The sequence below is a fragment of the Labilibaculum manganireducens genome, from assembly GCF_002843385.1.
Lineage (GTDB): Bacteria > Bacteroidota > Bacteroidia > Bacteroidales > Marinifilaceae > Labilibaculum > Labilibaculum manganireducens.
The window spans coordinates 131360-152751 of record NZ_MVDE01000008.1 but is presented as its reverse complement, the minus strand read 5'-3'; the positions used below and the strand labels follow the sequence as shown (position 1 = coordinate 152751).

The 21392-nt window shown below is 37.1% G+C and carries 11 protein-coding genes; all 11 read left to right on the top strand.

The window, feature by feature from the left end:
- The first annotated feature begins 17 nt into the window (after nucleotides 1-17).
- The 11 genes from BZG01_RS07615 (at nucleotide 18) to BZG01_RS07565 (ending at nucleotide 21274) form a co-directional block, all read left to right on the top strand.
- Nucleotides 18-1106: a glycosyl hydrolase family 17 protein gene (locus tag BZG01_RS07615; protein ID WP_101309223.1), complete on the top strand. Its 1089-nt coding sequence runs from the start codon at nucleotides 18-20 to the stop codon at nucleotides 1104-1106.
- A gap of 74 nt (nucleotides 1107-1180) precedes the next feature.
- On the top strand, nucleotides 1181-2665 hold the full coding sequence (locus BZG01_RS07610; protein ID WP_101309222.1) for an MFS transporter: 1485 nt from the start codon (nucleotides 1181-1183) through the stop codon (nucleotides 2663-2665).
- A gap of 62 nt (nucleotides 2666-2727) precedes the next feature.
- Nucleotides 2728-3690 (top strand): hypothetical protein, encoded by a 963-nt coding sequence (locus BZG01_RS07605; protein WP_218973046.1) that lies wholly within the window; start codon nucleotides 2728-2730, stop codon nucleotides 3688-3690.
- 264 nt (nucleotides 3691-3954) lie between these two features.
- The gene (locus tag BZG01_RS07600) at nucleotides 3955-5316 is read left to right on the top strand and encodes an MFS transporter (RefSeq protein WP_101309221.1); all 1362 of its coding nucleotides are present in this window, start codon (nucleotides 3955-3957) and stop codon (nucleotides 5314-5316) included.
- 243 nt (nucleotides 5317-5559) lie between these two features.
- Nucleotides 5560-8520, top strand: a complete 2961-nt coding sequence (locus tag BZG01_RS07595; RefSeq protein WP_101309220.1) for a two-component regulator propeller domain-containing protein — start codon at nucleotides 5560-5562, stop codon at nucleotides 8518-8520.
- 206 nt (nucleotides 8521-8726) lie between these two features.
- Nucleotides 8727-10229, top strand: coding sequence for a glycoside hydrolase family 30 protein (locus BZG01_RS07590; protein WP_101309219.1), 1503 nt, complete (start codon nucleotides 8727-8729; stop codon nucleotides 10227-10229).
- Between the two features lie 58 nt (nucleotides 10230-10287).
- A complete protein-coding gene (locus tag BZG01_RS07585) occupies nucleotides 10288-13044 on the top strand; it encodes a carbohydrate-binding protein (protein WP_245870309.1) in 2757 nt (918 codons plus the stop codon).
- Nucleotides 13045-13247: 203 nt separating this feature from the next.
- Nucleotides 13248-16376: a SusC/RagA family TonB-linked outer membrane protein gene (locus BZG01_RS07580; protein WP_101309218.1), complete on the top strand. Its 3129-nt coding sequence runs from the start codon at nucleotides 13248-13250 to the stop codon at nucleotides 16374-16376.
- Nucleotides 16377-16395: 19 nt separating this feature from the next.
- Entirely contained in the window at nucleotides 16396-17904 is a 1509-nt protein-coding gene (locus tag BZG01_RS07575) for a RagB/SusD family nutrient uptake outer membrane protein (protein ID WP_101309217.1), read from the top strand.
- A gap of 18 nt (nucleotides 17905-17922) precedes the next feature.
- Entirely contained in the window at nucleotides 17923-18789 is an 867-nt protein-coding gene (locus BZG01_RS07570) for a hypothetical protein (protein ID WP_143470857.1), read from the top strand.
- 241 nt (nucleotides 18790-19030) lie between these two features.
- The gene (locus tag BZG01_RS07565) at nucleotides 19031-21274 is read left to right on the top strand and encodes a glycoside hydrolase family 3 N-terminal domain-containing protein (protein ID WP_101309215.1); all 2244 of its coding nucleotides are present in this window, start codon (nucleotides 19031-19033) and stop codon (nucleotides 21272-21274) included.
- Nucleotides 21275-21392 lie beyond the last annotated feature (118 nt).

The window sequence follows — 21392 nt, the reverse complement described above, 5'->3', positions numbered from 1 at the left end:
TTAAAATCTATATAGCTATGAAAAACTCACTACAAACAAAAAGGAATACTGGCATGATGATCACTTTGCTGATTTCAATCATGTTGATATCCTGTAAAAATGATAAGAAAGTGTCTCCAAAAGAATCAGATTTGACCAAGACAACTAAGATAGAAATTAAGCAAACATCTACGGATTTATTAAATGGAGTTTTGAAGGCAGTTTGTTATTCGGGATTTAGAACTGGTCAGCATCCCGACAGGGGAGAAGGAGCTGTAAATCCAACAGATGAGCAAATTCTAGAAGATCTTCAAATTATTTCGAAGGACTCTCTTTTCAATTTAATTCGCTTGTACGATTCTGGTGAAAATTCGGAAGCCGTATTGAGAATTATCAAAGAAAATAAGCTTGATATTAAAGTAATGCTGGGCATTTGGTTGAAAGCTGAATTAAGTGCTCACCAAACTTGCGAGTGGCTAACCGAGCCAATTGCTCAGGAGGTTTTGGATGCAAACAGATTGTTGAATCATCAGGAACTTGAGACAGGAATTCGTTTGGCTGCAAAATATTCCGAAACTGTTATTGCAGTAAATGTGGGCAACGAAGCTTTGGTGGAGTGGAACGATCACAAAGTGGATACCGATTCGATTATTTCTTACGTGCAGAAAGTTCAGAAAGCAATTCAACAACCCGTTACTGTTGCCGATAATTACGAGTGGTGGGCTGCAAAGGGAGAAAAACTAGCTAAAGCTGTTGATTTTATTTCCATTCATGTTTATCCGGTTTGGGAAGGAAAAGACATCGCCGAAGCAATGTCTTACACCATCGAAAATGTACAAAAAGTTAGAAATGCACTTCCTGATAGCAAAATTGTAATCACAGAAACAGGATGGGCAACAGTAGCCTCAGAATTTGGAGAACGAGCCAGCGAAGAAAAACAGGAGCAATATTACCATGATTTGATGAAATGGTCTGCTGAAATGAACATTACCACCTTTTTTTTCGAGGCTTTCGATGAAGATTGGAAAGGAGAAACAACGAATCCGCTAGGTGCAGAAAAGCACTGGGGCTTATTCACTGTCGATCGCCAACCTAAAAAAGTAATGGGGAATTTCTTTGATAATTAAATCAAATTACAACGGTTTCTGCATACAGGTAGTCAATTCATAATTCCTAAATATTAATTCCTAATTCAAAATATATGACACATTATAAAACAGCCACGCAGGACATTGTTCCATTTGGACAAAAACTGGCATTTGGATCAGGACATTTGGCTAATCAATTATTTCCGGCGGCTCTGGGGGTGTTTATGGTCGTGCTGGTTATGTCTTTGGGAATGGATCCTATTCTTGCCGGATTATTAGGTGCACTACCCAGACTTTTGGATGCCTTAACAGATCCTATTATGGGATTTATTTCAGACAATACGAAATCGAAATGGGGGCGAAGAAAACCTTATATTTTAATAGGGAGTGTTATTTCAGGTATTACGTATATGATTATGTGGCAATTGAACCCGGAGAATTCTGAGGTCTATAATTTCTTTTACTTTTTGGTAGTATCTATCTTTTTTTATATCGGTTACACCATTTTTGCAACGCCATTAATTGGTTTGGGCTATGAAATGACTCCCGATTACAACGAAAGAACCAGATTGATGGCCGTATCTCAGTTCATGGGACAAATCGCATGGATGATAGCTCCTTGGTTTTGGGTAATTATATACAATCCTTCTCTCTTCGATTCTGCACCTGAAGGGGCAAGAATTCTTTCCATTTGGGTTGGAGCTTTGTGCATGGTTCTTGGTATTCTGCCGGCTCTGTTTAACAATGAAATGATTGTTCCCGATCAGGATAAGATGAAAAATTTGTCGGCAAAAGAATTGGCTGCCAACACAAAAGAATTCATAAAAGGGATAAAGTTAACCATTCAAAACAAGCCATTCATGAAGCTTTGCGGGTCTACCTTTCTCATTTTTAATGGCTTTCAGACTATCGCTCAATTTGCCTTTTTTATTATTGTCTATTATCTTTTTCAAGGAGATAAGGTTGCAGCAGGAGGTTGGCCGGCATGGTTTGGAACCATAAGCGCTATGGCTACAGCATTTCTTGTAATCCCTATTGTTACTAAGCTTTCTGAGAAATTTGGCAAGAAGAATGCTTTTATCATCGCCACTCTTCTTTCAGTGGTGGGATATGCATTAAAATGGTGGGGATTTAATCCTGAATACCCTTGGCTGATGTTCATGCCAATTCCGTTTCTGTCTTTTGGAATAGGTGGTTTATTTACTTTAATGATGTCGATGACTGCTGATGTTTGCGATTTGGATGAACTGAATAATGGTGAGCGCAGAGAGGCTACATTTGGTGCTATTTACTGGTGGATGGTGAAACTGGGAACGGCCATTGCCATGCTAACCAGCGGTGTTGTTTTGCACTATATTGGCTTCGATGAAAGTGTTGATGTTCAGTCTGCAGAGACCATTACAAACCTAAGATTAGCAGATATCCTGATTCCAATTACTACAGCATTTCTTGCAATTGTATTGATATGGAAATATGATATCACAGAAGCGAAATCTCATGAAATAAGAGAAGCATTAATCGCACGACGAGGCAAGGTAAAGCATGAAGGTGATGTGATCAGTAATGTTACAGGCGAAATTATACCTGATAAAATATAAACTTCCTTAAATAGTCGAGAATGCATTTGTGGGAATGACCATTTAATTCAATATCCATAAGAATGAAAAAAACAGCATTGTTTTTACTGATAATTTTACCCTTGCTAACTATTGGTCAGCCTAAAAAAGATAACAGCATGGCACACATCCTAAAAAATAAGAATCTGGAAATTCACATCGATCTGCCATTAAAAAACTATAGTCTTTCGAGATTTGATTGGACAGGGAAGATTACAAGTCTGATATATAAAGGTGTTCCTATTTCTACTATTGAGAGAATGAATGAGGATGAGGAAGATAATTTCGGAAAAGGCTTTTACAATGAATTTGGCATTGAAATGCCTGTCGGCTTTGATGAAATCAAAGAAGGAGAATGGTTTCCTAAAATAGGAGTAGGAGCATTAAAAAAAGAGGGGGCTGAATACAGTTTCAGCAAAGCTTATGAAACTGAACCTGCCGACTTTAAAATCATGATTGATACGAATAAATTATTCATTGAATGTGTCTCTCAAATTGTTAATGGATATTCATATGTGCTGAAAAAGGAAATAGAATTATTGGAAAACAGTTTTGTCGTTAGATATCACTTACGCAATACAGGCGGGAAAATCATTTCTACGAATGAATACTGCCACAATTTTTTAGCCATCGATAAAGAATTAATGGGAAGTAATTACATCTTAAAATTCCCATTTGATATCAAACCGGAATTATTTGGAGCAACAGTCAATCCAGAAGAGAAAGTGGAGCTTGGACAAAACGAAATTACGTTTAAAAATACGCCAAATGAACAATTCTTTTTCAGCAATCTTTCAGGAAGCAAGAATGTGGATGCTCATTGGGAATTAATAAACACAAAAAGCAAAATTGGGATCAGCGAAACGGGTAGTTTTAAAACGAACAAGATTAATCTGTGGGGATGGAAACATGTTGTGAGTCCGGAGTTATTCTTTGATATAAACTTAAAACCTGATCAGGAAATTGAGTGGAGCAGAAAATACAATATCTATGAGATTGACAATTAATAATGAGTATTGTGAATTGAGGAAAATAATTTTAGTTGAAATAATTAGAGCAGGGACTGCCGATCGGGCGCGATTTGGGTTGCCCCGTTGCCATGAAAAGCCGAACAGCTTCCGAGAGGCTTGATTCTTTTGCTTACTTTTCTCATCTAAGGAGAAAAGTAAGAGCCCATCCGGCTTTAGGATAATAATATAAATAGAGAAACCATTAGATTAATTAAAAAAAAGGCTTGATGTTGAGTCAATAAATTACACAACTATATCACAATGAATACAACGGACTCAAAATTATCATTAAAAGAAAAAATAGGTTACAGCTTAGGCGATACAGCCTCCCATTTTGTTTGGGATATGGTAGGCTTCTGGATTTTAATTTTTTATACCGATACCTTTGGAATCTCCGCGGCAGCTGCAGGAACTATTATGCTGATTGCTCGTTTTTGGGACATGATAAGTGATCCTATTATGGGAATTATTGCTGACAGAACAAATACACGCTGGGGAAAATTCCGACCTTACATTTTATGGATGGCTTTGCCATATAGTGTTCTTGCCGTTTTAACTTTTACCACTCCTGATCTCGGACCAACGGGGAAAGTGATTTATGCCGGGGTCACTTATATTTTATTAATGAGTGTATTTACAGCTATAAATCTTCCTTATTCATCATTGGGAGCAGTAATGACTTCGGATTCTTACGAAAGAGCGGGTCTCAATTCGTATCGGTTTATTTTTGCATTCGTCGGGCAATTTATTGTTTCAGGTACAGCTCTTTCTTTGGCCTTATATTTTGGGGGAGGCGATAATGCAAAAGGTTATCAGTACACCTTAATTCTGTTTTCCATTATCAGTTTTATTTTATTCATGATTACTTTTAAAACGACAAGGGAGAGAGTGCAGCCTCCTAAAGAGCAGAAAGAATCACTGAAAGAAGATTTCAGAAATTTATTTAAGAACAAACCCTGGATGATTCTGTTTTTTGTTGGGATTATTTCGTTCATCATGTTTGCAATGCAGAATTTGTCCATTGCATACTATTTTAAATACTATATAGGCAAGGAAGAAAATGTTCAGTTGTTTAATGTGATTGGTACAGTAGCACTGATTGTTGCTATTCCATTTTCAAAACCATTGGCAAAAAAATTCGGTAAGCGTAATGTATTTTTGGCAAGTTCATTACTTTCCGGATTTTTCTTCATCTGCCTATATCTGCCGGGAGCTGACAATCTGACTTTGATTTATACATTTAATATCCTTGCAAAAATGTCTTATGCTCCGGCAGTGCCTTTGCTTTGGACAATGCTCGCCGATACAGCCGATTATTCAGAATGGAAAACCGGAAGACGTTCAACCGGATTGGTCTTTTCTGCTGCTACATTCGCGCAAAAGGCAGGCTGGGGAATTGGTGGCGCCTTGGCAGGTTGGATGCTTGCCATATTTAAATTCACACCCAATATTGAGCAAACAGAAACAGCCATAACAGGAATAAAACTCATGATATCGGTAATTCCCGGAATTTTATACATGTCATGTGCAATTCTATTGTATTTCTACACTATAGATCATGAAACCTGTGTTGTTATGAAAACGGATTTGGATCAGCGGAGACTTGCTGAAACGACAACTTAAATTGTTTTTGGTTTATGAAGAAAATAGAAGTATTATCTTCATTCATTTTGGTAAAGATCATCTCGTAAAAGGGATGATCTTTTAAATATCAACACATTACAGATCTAAATATTAAGATATTTGTTGTGAATTTCATTTTATTCTACCTTTTTCTAAAATAAAATATATTGAAAGTAATTGATATTTAGTCTGTTTTTAAAATATGTGAATTATTGTATATTTGAGAATTCATAGCACTTACCGATGATAAAAACTTTAAAGAACAAAAAGCTTTTTTTAAGCGCGTTGTTAATCTTATGCCTTAAATTTTCCTTTGCCCAATACAGTTTTAATAGGATCACAAAGGAACAAGGACTTCCTCATAACAATGTTGAATGCATTTTGCAAAGTGCTTCTGGATTTATGTGGTTTGGTACCCGGGATGGCTTTTGTCGTTTCGACGGTTACGAAGTAAAAGTTTATCGAAACACACAAGATACCAATTCTATTTCCGGAAACAGGATATTATCTGTTGCTGAAGATAAAGATGGATTTATTTGGGTGGGAACCTATCAAAATGGAGTTAATAGATTCAATCCAAAAACAAATCAATTCAAAAAATACGGCATCAGGAATGCTATAGGAAACCAGATTTACCGAATAAAAGTTTTAAAAGATGGGACGGTTATCATAGGCAGCAACAGTGGTCTTGCTTTATATGATAAAAGCACGGATTCATTTAAAGTATATCATCCTAACAGTGAGCCTCAAAGTATAAACTCTTACGTAGTAAGTGATATTTTGGAAACTCACGATGGACAGTTATTTATTGCAACTTTTGAAAAGGATATTCAGCGTCTGGATAGAAAAACCGGTAAGTTTTTTTCGATATCCTACAACAATTTAGAATTAAATTCAGGGAATTATCGAAAGCGTCTTCTTGAGGACAGAGAAGGTAATTTATGGATATCTGCTGACAAGCACGGTTTATGCAAATACAGCCGGAAATCGAAAGAATCAAAATTTTATTTTAAAAAAAATGGTCTGAGTTCTGAAGTTCTGACTGGAGATATGATTGTAAATTCGGATGGCAAAATCTGGATTGCTTCAGATGGAGGAGGAATTAACATATTGGATACTCGAAATGAAACATTTGATTATGTGAATTTCGATGACGAAGATGTTAATAGTTTGCCAAGTAATCAGGTATATACTTTATACAAGGACAATGCCAACAGAATTTGGGTAGGAACATACGATAAAGGTGTAGCATATTATGATCCTCTGGCGAAGAAATTTGCAAACGAAATTTTGCCTGATAATATTTGTTCTTTTTTTAAAGGAAAATCGGTGCTTGGCATTTTACAGGATAGTAAAGGAAATGTTTGGATAGGAACAGATGGATCGGGTTTACATGTTATCAGCAAAGAAAATAAATTAACTCATTTTTATTCTAAAATTTCAGATGAAACCAGTATATCGGGTAATGTTATTACTAGTTTGGCAGAGGATGTAAATGGCAATATACTGGTAGGTACTTACAACGCCGGCTTAAATATATATGATTATAAAACGAAATCTTTTAAGCATTTTCATCAGAATTCTCAAAACAATTTAAGTTTACACTCCGAAAATGTTTGGACCATTCTGGTGGATAGTCAGGGGAAAAATTGGCTGGGACTTTTGGGCAATGGTGTTGATCTTTTTAATTCAGATACAGAGTCATTCAAAAATATAGGACCATCCTCCAGAGAATTGATTAAAATTGATCATTCCAATGTGATGTCTGTTATGGAAGATTCCGATGGAGATATATGGTTTGGTACCGAAGGCAACGGAATATATGTTTACGACAAGCAAGCTAATAATGTATTGAGAATTAGTACAAACTCAAATATTACTACCGAGGGTGTAATTAAAGATTTATTTCAAGATAAGTGGGGAAATATTTGGATTGGAACAGAAGGGAATGGCTTGTTTAAATACAATAAAAAAGAAAAGGAAGGCATTCAATACACATTGAAAAATGGTTTGCCATCAATGATTATTCTTGGCATACAGGAAGATGCAGCCGGCGGAATTTGGGTGACGACCTATGATGGAATTGCTGTGCTAAGTAAGGATTCGAAGGAATTTATGTCTTTTGATAAATCGGATGGCTTATCATCGAATGAGTTTAATGCTCAGGCTTTTATTAAATTACAAGATGGTACCTTTTTAACCGGATCAAAAAATGGGTTGGACATTTTCAATCCTTCTGAATTGTCCTTAAATCTTACGATTCCGAAAGTTTATTTTACGAAATTAAAAATCCAGAATCAGGAAGTTTTACCGGGTGATTCAATCAATCAGCAGGTTAAATTGCAAAATGATATCACACACACCAAAGAGATTGAGTTAACTTATTCCGATAAGGTCTTCTCAATTGAATTTGCCGCCTTGAATTATACACATCCTAAAAAGTGTCAGTACAAATATAAATTGGAAGGGTTTGATGAAAATTGGTACGATTCCGATTCCGAACATCGCTTTGTATCTTATTCAAATTTAAAAAATGGAAATTATACATTTAAAGTTCAAGCTTCAAATAATGATAAAAAGTGGGGGGATAATATTGCAGAGCTTAGCATTCGTGTTCTTCCTCCTTTCTGGAAAACCAAATGGTTTATTTTCTTAGTTGTCGGCTTAATAATTGGTATAGCAGTGGCAGCTTATAATTATCGATTGCGTCTTTTAAAAATAAAATTCCTGCAGGAACAGGCTTTAAAGGAAAAAAGAATTACAGAACTTGAAAAGGAAAATATTGAATCGGAATTGGAAAAACTGACCTTTTACACAGTAAATAGAAACAGGGTACTGATCAATTATAAAAATCGGATGCTTGGTCTTGCGGCCAAAGCAATGCCTGCCGTAAAAAGTGGTTTGCAAATTGTAATTGATGAGATTGATAACGAAATCAACGATGATAAGGAGTGGAAATACCTTGAGCCCCGGTTGGATAAAATGTACAATGAATTTATAAGTAAGTTACGCAATGAATATCCGGATTTAACTTTGTCTGAGGTAAAGGTTGCTTCGTATGTAAGAATGAATCTTTCTTCAAAAGAGATTGCCGAATTTATGCATAAGACGACACGGGCGATTGAAAACGACCGCTATCGCCTTCGAAAAAAATTAGAACTCGATTCCAATGAGTCATTACAGAAATACTTAATGGATTTATAAGTTTTTCGTTTAGTTTGTCTCCATTTTTGGCATCAAATTAATGCAATTTATTGCTTTTGTAAGATTCAGTTTATAAGATATTTACGACTGTTAGAGTAGTTTTGAGTAGTGTCTGTAAACGTTTGAGGAGTATTTGAGAGGTATCAAACTCATGTTACCATATTGTGTGCATATATATTTGTTTCGAAAATCAAACAAACAGATAAATGACAAGCACAATATTGAAATATTTTTTATTTGCGGTTATTGGCACAGGCACTCTTAGTGCATGCAATTTAATTGCAGGACAAAGCAATCAACAGAAAGAATATGAAAATTTGCAGACGAATAGTCGAAGCAATAACAAGATAACTCTTGAAAAGGCAGTTCAATATACTACCGCAAAAGAAGGGGATTTAAGATTCTCAAAATCTGATGACCTGTTGGTTGGGGATTTTAATCAGCCGGAAGAACATTTTTCCACTCTTATACTTGATGCAAAAAAGCGTTTTCAAATTATTGAAGGTTTTGGTGGTGCACTTACTGATGCTGCAGCAGAAACTTTTTATAAACTTCCCAAAAACAAACAAAGCGAAATTTTAGAGGCTTATTTCGATCGTGAAAAGGGAATTGGCTATAGTTTGTGTCGTACTCATATCCATAGTTGTGATTTTTCAAGTGAAAGCTATTCTTATGCAGAAGTAGGCGGCGACACAACTTTAGATAATTTTTCCATAGAACACGACAATCAATATAAAATACCTTTCATCAAAGAAGCTTTGGCCAAATCAGGGAATGAAATGAAACTTTTCGCTTCACCCTGGAGTCCTCCTGCGTGGATGAAAACCAACAACAACATGTTGGAAGGAGGAAGTTTAAAACCGGAATATTTTCAGACTTGGGCTGATTATTTCGTTAAATTCTTTGATGCTTATAAAAAGCAGGGAATTGATTTCTGGGGGCTTACAGTTCAAAATGAGCCATTGGCAGTTCAGCGCTGGGAATCCTGCATTTTTACTGCAGAGGAAGAGAGAGATTTTGTAAAAAACTATCTGGGGCCAACTCTTGAAAATAGTTCAATGGGCGACAAGAAAATTATTATCTGGGATCACAACCGAGGATTAATGTACCAGCGTGCTCAAGTTGTTTTAGATGATCCTGAGGCTTCAAAATATATTTGGGGTACTGGTTTTCATTGGTATACCGGAGATCATTTTGAAAACGTGAAACTTGTATCCGAGGCATTTCCTGATAAGAAAATCATTTTCACAGAAGGTTGCGTTTTCCCGTTCGATTACAGTAAGCTGGGAGAATGGAGTTGGGGAGAAAGATATGGAGAGTCAATTATTCATGATCTTAATAATTCGGCTTCGGGCTGGGTGGATTGGAATGTTTTACTCGATGAAAACGGAGGTCCGAATCATGTTGCCAATTATTGTTACGCACCAATTATCGGAAATACAAAAACAGGTGAAATCACTTACATGAATTCCTATTACTATTTGGGGCATTTCTCAAAATACATCCGTCCAGGTGCACAGCGCATCATTTGTTCTTCGAATGATGACAATATTCTGGCAACAGCTTTTGTAAATGAAGACAATAGCATTGCTGTTGCAGCAATGAATCAAACCGATAAGCAACTTGAATTTAAAATATGGTTAGAAGGAAGAGGTACGCTGTCTGTTCTTCCAGCTCATTCAATTGCAACAATTGTTATTAACGAATAAGCACAAACCCATCAGGAATAAATCGATACCAATGAAACTGCTGCTAAATAGTAAAAATATGTTACGACGACTTGAATATCAATCAGAAAGAAAATACGGGAATGGTAAGATGAAGATTTTTCTCAATCTCTCCTTTTTTATATTGTTGTTTCTTAGTTTTTCCGCTCCTGCTTTTTCGCAGGGATTTGTACATGTTAATGGAACAAGCATTGTCGATGGAAATGGAAACAATTTAATAATCAGAAGCATCGGAACCGGGAATTGGATGATTCAGGAAGGTTACATGATGCAGTCTGCAGATGTAGCTGGCACTCAGCATGAATTCAGAAATAAATTAATTGAAACAGTAGGAGAGACCCGCACCAACGAATTTTATGATGTTTGGCTTTCAAATCATTTTAGAAAAATTGATGTTGACTCGATGTCTGCATGGGGATTTAATTGTATACGTGTTGCAATGCATTACAAATGGTTTACTCCTGCCATCGAAAATGAACCTGTACAAGGCGAAATTACATGGACCGACAAAGGTTTCGACATGATAGATAATTTACTTTCTTGGTGTGCCGATAATCAGATGTATTTGATTCTTGACCTACATGGAGCACCCGGAGGACAAGGAAAAGATGCTGCTATCTCTGACTACGATTCTTCGAAACCATCCTTATGGGAAAGTGATTTGAATAAAGACAAAACAGTTGCACTCTGGAAAAAAATTGCTGAAAGATACAGCAACGAGCCATGGATCGGCGGGTATGATCTAATTAATGAGATCAATTGGACATTTCCCGAGGGCAACAATTCGAAAATTCGCGATTTGTATGGCAAAATTACCGATGCAATTCGTGAAGTTGATAAAAATCACATTCTATTTATTGAAGGGAATTCCTTTGCCAATGATTTTTCTGGTTTGACTCCTGCCTGGGATGATAACATGGTTTACAGCTTTCATAAATATTGGACATACAATGATGCAAATGCATTAAAATGGATAACAGATTTTAGAGAAGAGCAAAATCGTCCGGTTTGGTTGGGTGAAACAGGAGAAAACTCGAATACGTGGTTCACAAATTTGGCGGCATTAGCAGAAAGCAACAATGTGGGATGGTCGTGGTGGCCGGTAAAAAAATCAGGAATTAATAACATTCTAAAGGTTGAAACAAATGCTGATTATTTACAAATGATTGAGATGTGGAAAGGCAATAGTACAATGACTTCGGATGAAGCATTTAGTGCGGTTATGACCTTTGCCAACAATCACAAATTTGAAAATTGTACGATCCAGTACGATGTAATTGATGCCCTTATTCGTCAGCCTCACACAACAGAAACAAGACCATTTAAAACACATACAACAAGTCAGAAAATATTTGCCGTCGATTATGATTTGGGCAGAAACAACTATGCTTACTTCGATACAGATACTGCAAATTATCATCTAAATACCGGTGAATATAAGGCATGGAATCAGGGTTGGGAATATCGCAATGACGGTGTGGATATTGAGAAGTGCAGCGATACGGAAACCAATGGTTACAATGTTGGTTTTGTGAAAAAAGGTGAGTGGTTACAGTATACCGTTAATTCGGAAGCTAATGCAGCCTATAAATTAGAAATCAGAACAGCTGGTACCGGGAAAGCTTCTATGCACATTGAAGCAAACGGTCAGATTGTTTCCGAAACGTTTGAACTTCCTTCTACCGGTAGCTGGACCAGCTATATAACCAGCACAATAAATAACATTATTCTGCCAAAAGGCATGGTTAAAATTAAACTTGTGTTTGATGGTGGTGAGCTGAATGTAAACCACTTTTCCTTGATTGAACCAGTCGAAATAAGCGCTGTTCCTTTTAAGCTGTTAAAAGCCGGTTCTGCAAAAATCGATAATGAAATATTTCTTGATTTAAATCAGCCAATTACATCGGTTGAAAACGATATTAATATCAATGAATTTGAATTAAAGGTTGATGGAGAATCAGTTTCCATTTCAGATTTTATTTTGGATACGAATAACAGCCGGAAGATGATTCTAATGACTGAGAAGGATTTGTTTTATAATCAGGAAATCAAACTTTCCTATACAGGAAACAGTGTAAAATCAGGTTCTAAAGAACTGGAGTCTTTTACGAATGTAATTGTCGAAAATAATTTCAACAGGCATTTTGAAATTCCTGGAAAAATTGAAGCGGAAAATTTCATGACCAATAGTGGCTTTGAGTTGGAAGATTGCACAGACACAGGAAAAGGGAAAAACACTTCGTATGCTTCGGATGGTGATTATTTGGAATATCTGCTGTATGTGCCGGCAGCGGGAACTTTCACAATGAATTTAAGGATTGCAACAGCAAAAAATGCAAAAATTCTTGTTTTGAACTCCGTGAACGGAGAAATGGTTTCCAATGAATCTGTTTCTTTTGGAAGTACCAATGGATGGCAATCCTGGCAAACAAAATCCATAACAATAGATCTCCCGAAAGGCAAAACAGTTTTACGCTTATTGTCTGAATCAGGAGAACACAATCTGAATTGGATTTCTTTTGATGACGGCACTGTTACAGGAATTGAGAATCCAATTCATGAGTCGAAATTTGAAGTATTTCCCAATCCGACATCCAACTTTTTAAATATCAATTTTGAATCCTCTTCCAGCAGACAAATTAGTCTTTTTACAATGGGCGGAACGCAGTTGTTTTCTCAGTTGAGTTCTGAAAAAAATCATTCGATTAATGTAAATAGATATGCGACAGGTACATACCTGCTTACAGTTTCAGGTGAAGACATGAACAAAACCGTGAAGGTTCTGATTGTTAAATAAGAGTTTTCCTTCAATAGTAATATAGATTCCAATGGCACGAGGGAAACTATTCTCTTACTGTTATTGTTTCGGATATAGCTGGAAATCAGCAGGAAAAATATATTGGGTTTGCAACTACCCGAATATAATTACGGTGGATCCGGAAGCTAACAGACAGATCCATTTATTGAAAATAATTAACTAATCATCTTAACTAATTATCTATGAAAAAAACAGTCTTGTTTTTAGTTTTGGCATTATTTTGCTTGCAATCCTTTGCACAAAAGCATGCCGTAACAGGTATAGTGGCCTCAGCAGAGGATGGTATACCATTGCCGTTTGCCTCGGTAGTAATTAAAGGTACTACAATCGGTACTACTACCGATATGAATGGAAAATATCAGATTGAGATCTCAAATGATGGGATACTGGTATTTTCGCTAATCGGTTTTAGCTCACAGGAAATTGTGGTGGGGAACAATTCAGAAATGAATGTGATTTTAAATGTGGAAACAACAGGACTTGACGAAGTTATTGTTGTTGGTTACGGAGTGCAGAAAAAGAGTGTTTTAACTGCTTCAATTGCGAAAGTTTCAGCAGATGATTTAGGAAATATTGCACCCGTTCGTATCGATAATGCTCTGAAAGGATTGGCCTCAGGAGTAACCGTTACATCATCCTCTGGACAGCCGGGAGCTTCTTCGCAGGTACGAATTCGTGGTATTGGTACGATTAATAATAGTGATCCATTATATATTGTTGATGGTATGCCAATTGATGGAGGAATAGATTATTTAAATCCAAGTGACATTCAGTCTGTTGAAGTTCTAAAGGATGCTGCATCAGGAGCAGTATATGGTGCCCGTGCTGCTAATGGAGTTATTCTGATAACTACAAAAAGCGGAGGTAAAGGCAAAATATCTGTCAAATATGATTTCTCACGAGGTTGGCAAAGCAAATGGAATAAAAGGGATGTGTTAAATGCCCAACAATATGCTTTACTGATAAATGAAGGTTTAGTTAATTCAGGTGAAACTGCAAGATATGATAATCCTTATGCATTGGGTAGGGGTACAGATTGGCAGGATATGGTTTTTTACGACAATGCCCCTGTTGAAAACCATCAATTGAGTGTTAGCGGTGGATCCGATAAAGTTCTATATTATTTCTCTGCAGGTTATTATAAGCAGGATGGAATCGTTGGTGGAAATTTTGACCGTTCTAATTATGAGAGAATCTCACTAAGGTCAAATACAACATACCATCTTTTGGATAATATGAACCGTAATTTTTTAAACAAATTAACAGTTGGAATTAATGTTGCCTATTCAAGAATAAACTCTAAAGGTATTGGAACAAACTCGGAGTATGGTTCAGCACTTGGAGGTGCAATCTCATTCTCACCATTGTTAGGTTTGTATGAAGAGGATCAGGCCGCGGCTGCAGCACTCCATCCAACGGCGGTTCGTGACCCAAAGAATGGGTTAATTTATACAATCGCTGGCGATGACTATAACGAAATCACTAATCCGGTCGCTCAGCTGGCTTTACCTGGAGAAGAGAATAACTCGGACAAGTTAGTGTCGTCATTTTGGGGTGAATTAACGATCTGGGACAATTTAAAGATTAAATCTTCATTTGGAACTGATCTGGCATTTTGGGGTAATGATGGTTGGACACCTGAATATTATTTAGGTAAATCTGCCTATTCTGATTATTCAAAAGTTTGGTCGAGTATGAATCGTGGATTTACCTGGCAGGTGGAAAATATCTTATCATACGAAAAGAGTATTGCCGACAAGCATAATTTTAACGTAATGTTAGGGCAATCAGCTAAAAAAACAACAGGTCGTGGTTTAGGCGGAAGTAATAAATTTATGGTTGAAGAAAATGGAGACAAAGCCAATATTGATTTTACTACCGGAACAGCTGCAAATGGAGACCAAACAGTTGGAGGAGGAGCTTGGAGCCCGCATACTTTAGCGTCAATGTTTGCCCGGTTAAGCTATAACTTTTCAGAGAGATACATGTTTCAGGCCACTATTCGCAGAGATGGTTCATCTAATTTTGGTCCGGGAAAAAAATATGGTGTGTTCTCCTCAATTTCATTGGGATGGAATATTACAAATGAAGCATTCATGGAATCGCGTCCAGAGTGGTTAACTTCTTCTAAACTGAGAGCTTCATGGGGTAAAAACGGGAATGAAAATATCGGGGCTTTTGGTTATACCGCCCTTACTTCAACAGGTAATAATTATGCTTTTGGACCAGGGAATGGAACATTAGTAAATGGAACAAAAGCATCTGGGCTGGCTAATACTTCGTTAGCATGGGAAGAATCGGAACAAACCGATATAGGACTTGATTTAGTATTCTTAAATAGTGCATTGACATTTACAGTTGATTACTATGAGAAGAAAACCAATGGAATGTTGATGACGATGTCGATTCCTTCTTATGTGGGAGAATCAAAACCAACAGGTAATGTTGGAGATATGAAAAACTGGGGTATTGAATTTGATTTAGGCTATAGATTCAAGCTTGGCGATTTCAACTTTAGCATTAGAGGAAACGCTTCTTATCTTGAAAACGAATTGGTTAATCTGGGAAATGCAGATGGTTTTGCCAATTACGATAGCTATGCTAATGTAGGAACAATTTCAAGGGCTGAAAATAGTATGCCATTCCCATACTTCTATGGATATAAAACTGCTGGTATTTTCCAAAATTATGCAGAAATTAATTCACATGTGAATAATGAAGGTGGCTTGATCCAAGCGAACGCAGTTCCTGGAGATGTAAGGTTTGTAGATTTGAATGGAGATGGCTCTATTGGAGATGATGACCGTACAATGATTGGAAAGGGTATGCCTGACTGGACATACGGCATAAACTTTGGAATTGATTTTAAAGGCTTTGATTTTAGCATGATGCTGCAGGGGACTGTTGGTAACGATATTTATGATGCTACCCGACGTACAGACTTGCGTTATATTAATTTGCCTGCCTATATGTTAGATCGTTGGATAGGAGAAGGAACTTCCAATACAATTCCTCGCTTTTCATTTTCAGACAATAACGGCAACTGGTTATCATCTGACCTCTATGTTAAAGATGGCGATTATATGCGCATTAAAAATGTAACATTAGGTTACACTCTACCCAAAAATATTGTCAATAAGGCATTTGTAAATAGTTTGCGCTTTTATGTTGCAGCAGAGAATCTTTTCACTTTCACAAAATACGACGGTTTTGATCCTGAAATTTCTTCAGGAGGTACTTCTCTTGGTATTGATCGCGGAATATATCCTCAGGCAAGAACATATACAGTTGGTTTAAACCTGTCTTTTTAACGATTAAAAACTTAAAGTAATGAAGAATAAATATATTTTAATTTGCAGCTTATTTTTTATCCTTTTGGGTTCTTGTAAAGAGGAGTTCCTTGAAGTAGATTCGGCAAGCAGCGTATTGATAGATGATTATTATACAACTGAGGATCGTATATTTGAAGCACTTGTTGCTGCTTATGATCCATTATCCTGGACAGATTATGCCTGGGGACAATATACTCAGCTTAACCTAGTGTCAGATGTAATGTCAGATGATGTGTATGTTGGAGGAAATGATCAGGGTGACTTGCCTTTTCTGCATAAGATGTTCAATTACGAAGCGACACCGGAAATTGTTTGCAGCGATTTATGGACCACTTTTTATTCAGGAGTAAAGCGTGCTAACGCTGTTTTGGAATATATGGATGATGTACAGGATATTTCTGAATCAAACAAAGCACTTTACATTGCTGAAGCTAAGGCATTAAGGGCTTACTATTATATGTGGTTATGGAAACTTTGGGGTAATATTCCATATTATGAAACTAATCTCGATTTTCCTTATACAACAACTCAGCTAACTGCCGATGAAGTTTATGAAGGTATAATCACAACATTAGAAGATGTGATTGCCAATGGTGGATTATCAATAAAAACTACTTCTGAAAATACAGGACGAGTGTCCTTGGCTATGGCTTACATGGTATATACTGAAGTGGTGATGTATCAGAATGATGAAAGCCGCTATTCAACAGCCTTGGCTTACATGAATGAAATTATTGCAAGTCACCAGTATATCTTGAATGATGATTTTGCAGGAATTTGGGAAGAAAGTGGAGAATGGACTAAGGAATCTATATTTGAAGTGAACTATTTTAGTGTTAATGGAGGAAAAGATTGGGGCAGTGCCATCGGCGATGGGGGTACTGTTTATCCTAAATTGATTGGTATTAATAGTTTATCAGGAAGTGATGATTTTGATGGAGGTTGGGGATTTGAACCTGTCCGTCAGGAAGCATATGATTTGTACGAGGATAATGACCAACGTAAAAATGGTGGAATTTTAAATTTTGCAACTTATGCAGCTCAATCTGGAGCTACTTACGAAGGTCGTTATCAGGACACAGGAAACTTTTTGAAAAAATACCTTCCAAGAGCTAACGGAAATGCTGGTTATGCAGGTTCTGCGGATATGAATTACAACAATAACCTTAGGGTTTATCGATATGCTGAAACACTACTTAACGCCGCTGAATTATTAGCACGTGGAGTATCAGGAACAGGAAGTGCTCAAACTTATTTAGATGAAGTCCGGGATAGGGCAGGTGTAGGTAGTGTTACTGCTACTGTTGATAATATTATTAAGGAACGTCATCTTGAGTTTGTGGGCGAAGGTAAGCGCTATTGGGATTTGGTTCGTACCGGAATGGCTGCAACAGTTCTTGCTCCAAACCAGTACAGAAAAAACACCTGGACAGAGAATAAAAAACATCTGCCTATTCCGCAGGCCGAGATGGATTCAGATAGCGGTTTAACTCAAAATCCTTATTAAAAATCAAATCATAAAAACATGAAACGTATTGAAATAATATATATAGGATTATTCGTCTTGTTAACTTCTTTAGGAATGGTTTCCTGTACTCAGGATACTTACGACGATCAAGAACATGTAACAGAACAAATGATAGATGTAAGATTTTCAGTGGATGAAATTTCTGCAAACAGATATCAAATTACGACCAATAGTAACAAATATGTTATTAGTAATTATTGGGATCTAGGAGATGGAACAGGTTTTTCTACTGGCGGTAATTCATTTGAATTGTTCTTACCAGATGCAGGAGAATATGAAATAAAGCATAAGGTAATTGCAGCAGGTGGAATTTTTAGCAACGAAGCATCAAGCATAGTGAATGTTGAAACTTCAGATCCAATTTCTGGAAATTTAATCAGAGGTGGTAAGTTTTCTTCTGAAGATGATATAGCAGAATGGACAATTGGTGGCACGGGTGCAGGTAACGGTACATGGAATTTTAATGACGGTAAAGCTAATTTAACAACGCCCAGCTGGGGAGGTGATGGAATTTACCAAGCCATCCAGGTAGAAGAAGGGCGTAGTTATCAAATCGATATGTATATCAGTTCTGCTACAGGCTGTTCCGATACATGGTTCGAAGTGTATTGTGGTTATAGTGATCCGGAAACAGTATCCGGCGATTACAATGAAGGAGAAAAATTATTGAGCATAAATACGTGGGATGGAAGTGGAACAACTCCATTTGCAGGGAAATTTACCAATGTAGGAAGTTCAACCGAAACCAATGGAGTCTTTACCGCGGCGGCTGCAGGAACAGTATATCTTGTTATAAGAGGTGGCGGTGGCGATATGAAGGAAGGAATTTCTATCGATAATGTGGAAATTCGTTCAGTTCAATAACACCTCTGCTAGATTTGGGCTATATACTCATGGATTTAAATCTGAAAAAGTTCATTATTATAAATTAGATTAGTTTTGGGGCGTTGCACTCGGAAGGCACTGGAATTCTTTGTGCAGCGCCCCTTTTTTAAGTTTGCCGTTGAAGGGACTGAGAAAGAAACTCTGGGCTAAACTAATTCAATTTTCACACAGGTGAAAGTTGATTCCGTTTGGGTTTTCAAGAACGATTAAAAATGAAAAAATGGTAAATAGATTTTACGTATTAGGGATATGTCTTTGCCTTTTACAGTCTTGTGTATCTTCTTTATCTAAGAATGATCAGAAGATTGAGAAACTTTTGTCGCAAATGACAATTGATGAAAAAATAGGACAGATGTGTCAGATCAATGGCTTTTCCGGACAAATTCCGGATAAGATAAAAGAAGAAATAAAGGCTGGAAATGTTGGCTCTATTTTGAACGAAGTTGACGTAAAAACAGTAAATGAAATTCAAAAAACAGCAATCGAAGAAAGTCGGTTGGGTATTCCTTTGTTAATAGGCAGAGATGTTGTACATGGTTTTAAAACCATATTCCCAATTCCTTTGGGACAAGCAGCTACCTGGAATCCTGAAATTGTAAAAAAAGGAGCAGGCATTGCAGCACAAGAGGCTTATTTAGCTGGTGTTAACTGGACATTTGCACCCATGATTGATATTGCCCGGGATTCACGATGGGGGAGAATTGCAGAAAGTTTTGGAGAAGACCCATACTTGGTCTCAAAAATGGCTGTTGCCTCTACCGAAGGTTTTCAGGGTACCAATGGTTCTTTTTTTTCAAATGGTAAAATAGCCGCTTGCGCAAAACACTTTGCCGGCTATGGTGCAGCAGAAGGAGGCCGGGATTATAACACAACACTTATTCCTGAAGGAGAATTGCGGGATGTTTATTTTAAATCATTCAAAGCAGCCAAGGATGCCGGTATTAGAACTTTTATGACAGGATTCAATGATTTGAATGGCGTTCCGGCTTCGGGAAATCAATTCTTGTTTCGTAAGGTTTTAAGAGAGGAGTGGCAATTTGATGGAATGGTGGTCAGCGACTGGGCATCTATTCATGAATTGATCAGTCATGGTTTTTCTTCTGATGAAAAAGATGCAGCAAGAAAAGCCTTGATAGCAGGCGTTGATATGGAAATGGCTTCCACCTGTTACAAAAATCATATTAAGGAACTTTTGGATGAGGGGCTTATAAATATAGATTTAGTTGATGATGCAGTAAGAAATATACTGCGAATTAAAATTGAACTGGGCTTATTTGAGCACCCATATGTAGATGAAAACGGACAGGGCGAAATTGGAGAAAAAGACATAGAAAAAGCAGCTCTGGAAGCGGCGGAACAGAGCATCGTTCTTTTAAAGAATAAAAATAAACTGTTGCCTCTTTCAACAAAAATAAATTCAGTTGCAGTTATTGGCCCAATGGCTCATGAAAAATACGAGCAATTGGGAACATGGAGCTTCGATGCCGACAGTTTGTTATCAATTACGCCGCTCGAAGGAATTAAAAATTTGCTGGGAAATGCGAAGGTGAATTTTGCAAAAGGATTAAAATACACACGAGACAAAAATTCAGATGGTTTCAAACAGGCAATAAAGGCGGCAAAATCGTCTGATGTTGTTATTTTATGCGTGGGTGAGGAAGCAATATTATCAGGAGAGGCTCATTGCCGGGCCAGACTTGATCTTCCCGGAATTCAAAAAGAACTGATACAGGAAATATCGGAAACAGGCAAACCAATCGTTCTGATTGTAATGGCAGGAAGAGCATTGAGTATAGGAGATGTATTCGAAAATGCAGATGCAGTGCTGTATGCATGGCATCCGGGAACTATGGGAGGAGCAGCATTGGCAAATATTTTGTTTGGAAAAGTATCACCTTCAGGCAAACTGCCAATTACATTTCCAAAATCAGTAGGACAGATTCCCATGCACTACAATCATAAAAACAGCGGACGCCCTGTTGATCCCAATAACTGGCCTTCAATTGATAAGATACCAGTAAAGGCTTATCAAACTTCATTGGGAAATACTTCTCATTATATGGATGACGGTTTTGAACCTTTATATCCATTTGGTTTTGGATTATCATATACTGATTTTGAATATTCAGACTTACGAATTGAAACACCGGTAATTGCAGGTACAGCAGAGTTGAAAGTATCCGTTTTATTAAGCAACAAAGGCAAATGTGCTGCCGAAGAAGTTGTGCAGGTTTACATTCGTGATCTGGTTGGAGATGTTACCAGACCCGTAAGAGAACTAAAAGCTTTCGATCGGGTGAAACTGAAGGCAGGAGAAACTAAGAGAGTGAATTTCACAATTCCGGCAAGCGAATTGTCATTTCATAATCAGCAAATGAAGAATGTTGTTGAGCCTGGAAAATTTATGCTTTGGATTGGAGGAGATTCCAATGCTGATTTGGGTGCTGAGTTTGCAGTGAAATAGAAACTGTTTTAATTTTTATAGCACAACTATATCCTTGTAATACCAGTTTAATTTCAAAATCCTGTTTAAAATATCAGCTTGTCATGCTCTGACTATATACAAGCCGTTCTGGTCAGGG

Bases quoted from the DNA above. Each gene is read 5' to 3' on its own strand.
- BZG01_RS07615 (WP_101309223.1), top strand. From the start codon at position 18: ATGAAAAACTCACTACAAACAAAAAGGAATACTGGCATGATGATCACT.
- BZG01_RS07610 (WP_101309222.1), top strand. From the start codon at position 1,181: ATGACACATTATAAAACAGCCACGCAGGACATTGTTCCATTTGGACAA.
- BZG01_RS07605 (WP_218973046.1), top strand. From the start codon at position 2,728: ATGAAAAAAACAGCATTGTTTTTACTGATAATTTTACCCTTGCTAACT.
- BZG01_RS07600 (WP_101309221.1), top strand. From the start codon at position 3,955: ATGAATACAACGGACTCAAAATTATCATTAAAAGAAAAAATAGGTTAC.
- BZG01_RS07595 (WP_101309220.1), top strand. From the start codon at position 5,560: ATGATAAAAACTTTAAAGAACAAAAAGCTTTTTTTAAGCGCGTTGTTA.
- BZG01_RS07590 (WP_101309219.1), top strand. From the start codon at position 8,727: ATGACAAGCACAATATTGAAATATTTTTTATTTGCGGTTATTGGCACA.
- BZG01_RS07585 (WP_245870309.1), top strand. From the start codon at position 10,288: ATGTTACGACGACTTGAATATCAATCAGAAAGAAAATACGGGAATGGT.
- BZG01_RS07580 (WP_101309218.1), top strand. From the start codon at position 13,248: ATGAAAAAAACAGTCTTGTTTTTAGTTTTGGCATTATTTTGCTTGCAA.
- BZG01_RS07575 (WP_101309217.1), top strand. From the start codon at position 16,396: ATGAAGAATAAATATATTTTAATTTGCAGCTTATTTTTTATCCTTTTG.
- BZG01_RS07570 (WP_143470857.1), top strand. From the start codon at position 17,923: ATGAAACGTATTGAAATAATATATATAGGATTATTCGTCTTGTTAACT.
- BZG01_RS07565 (WP_101309215.1), top strand. From the start codon at position 19,031: ATGGTAAATAGATTTTACGTATTAGGGATATGTCTTTGCCTTTTACAG.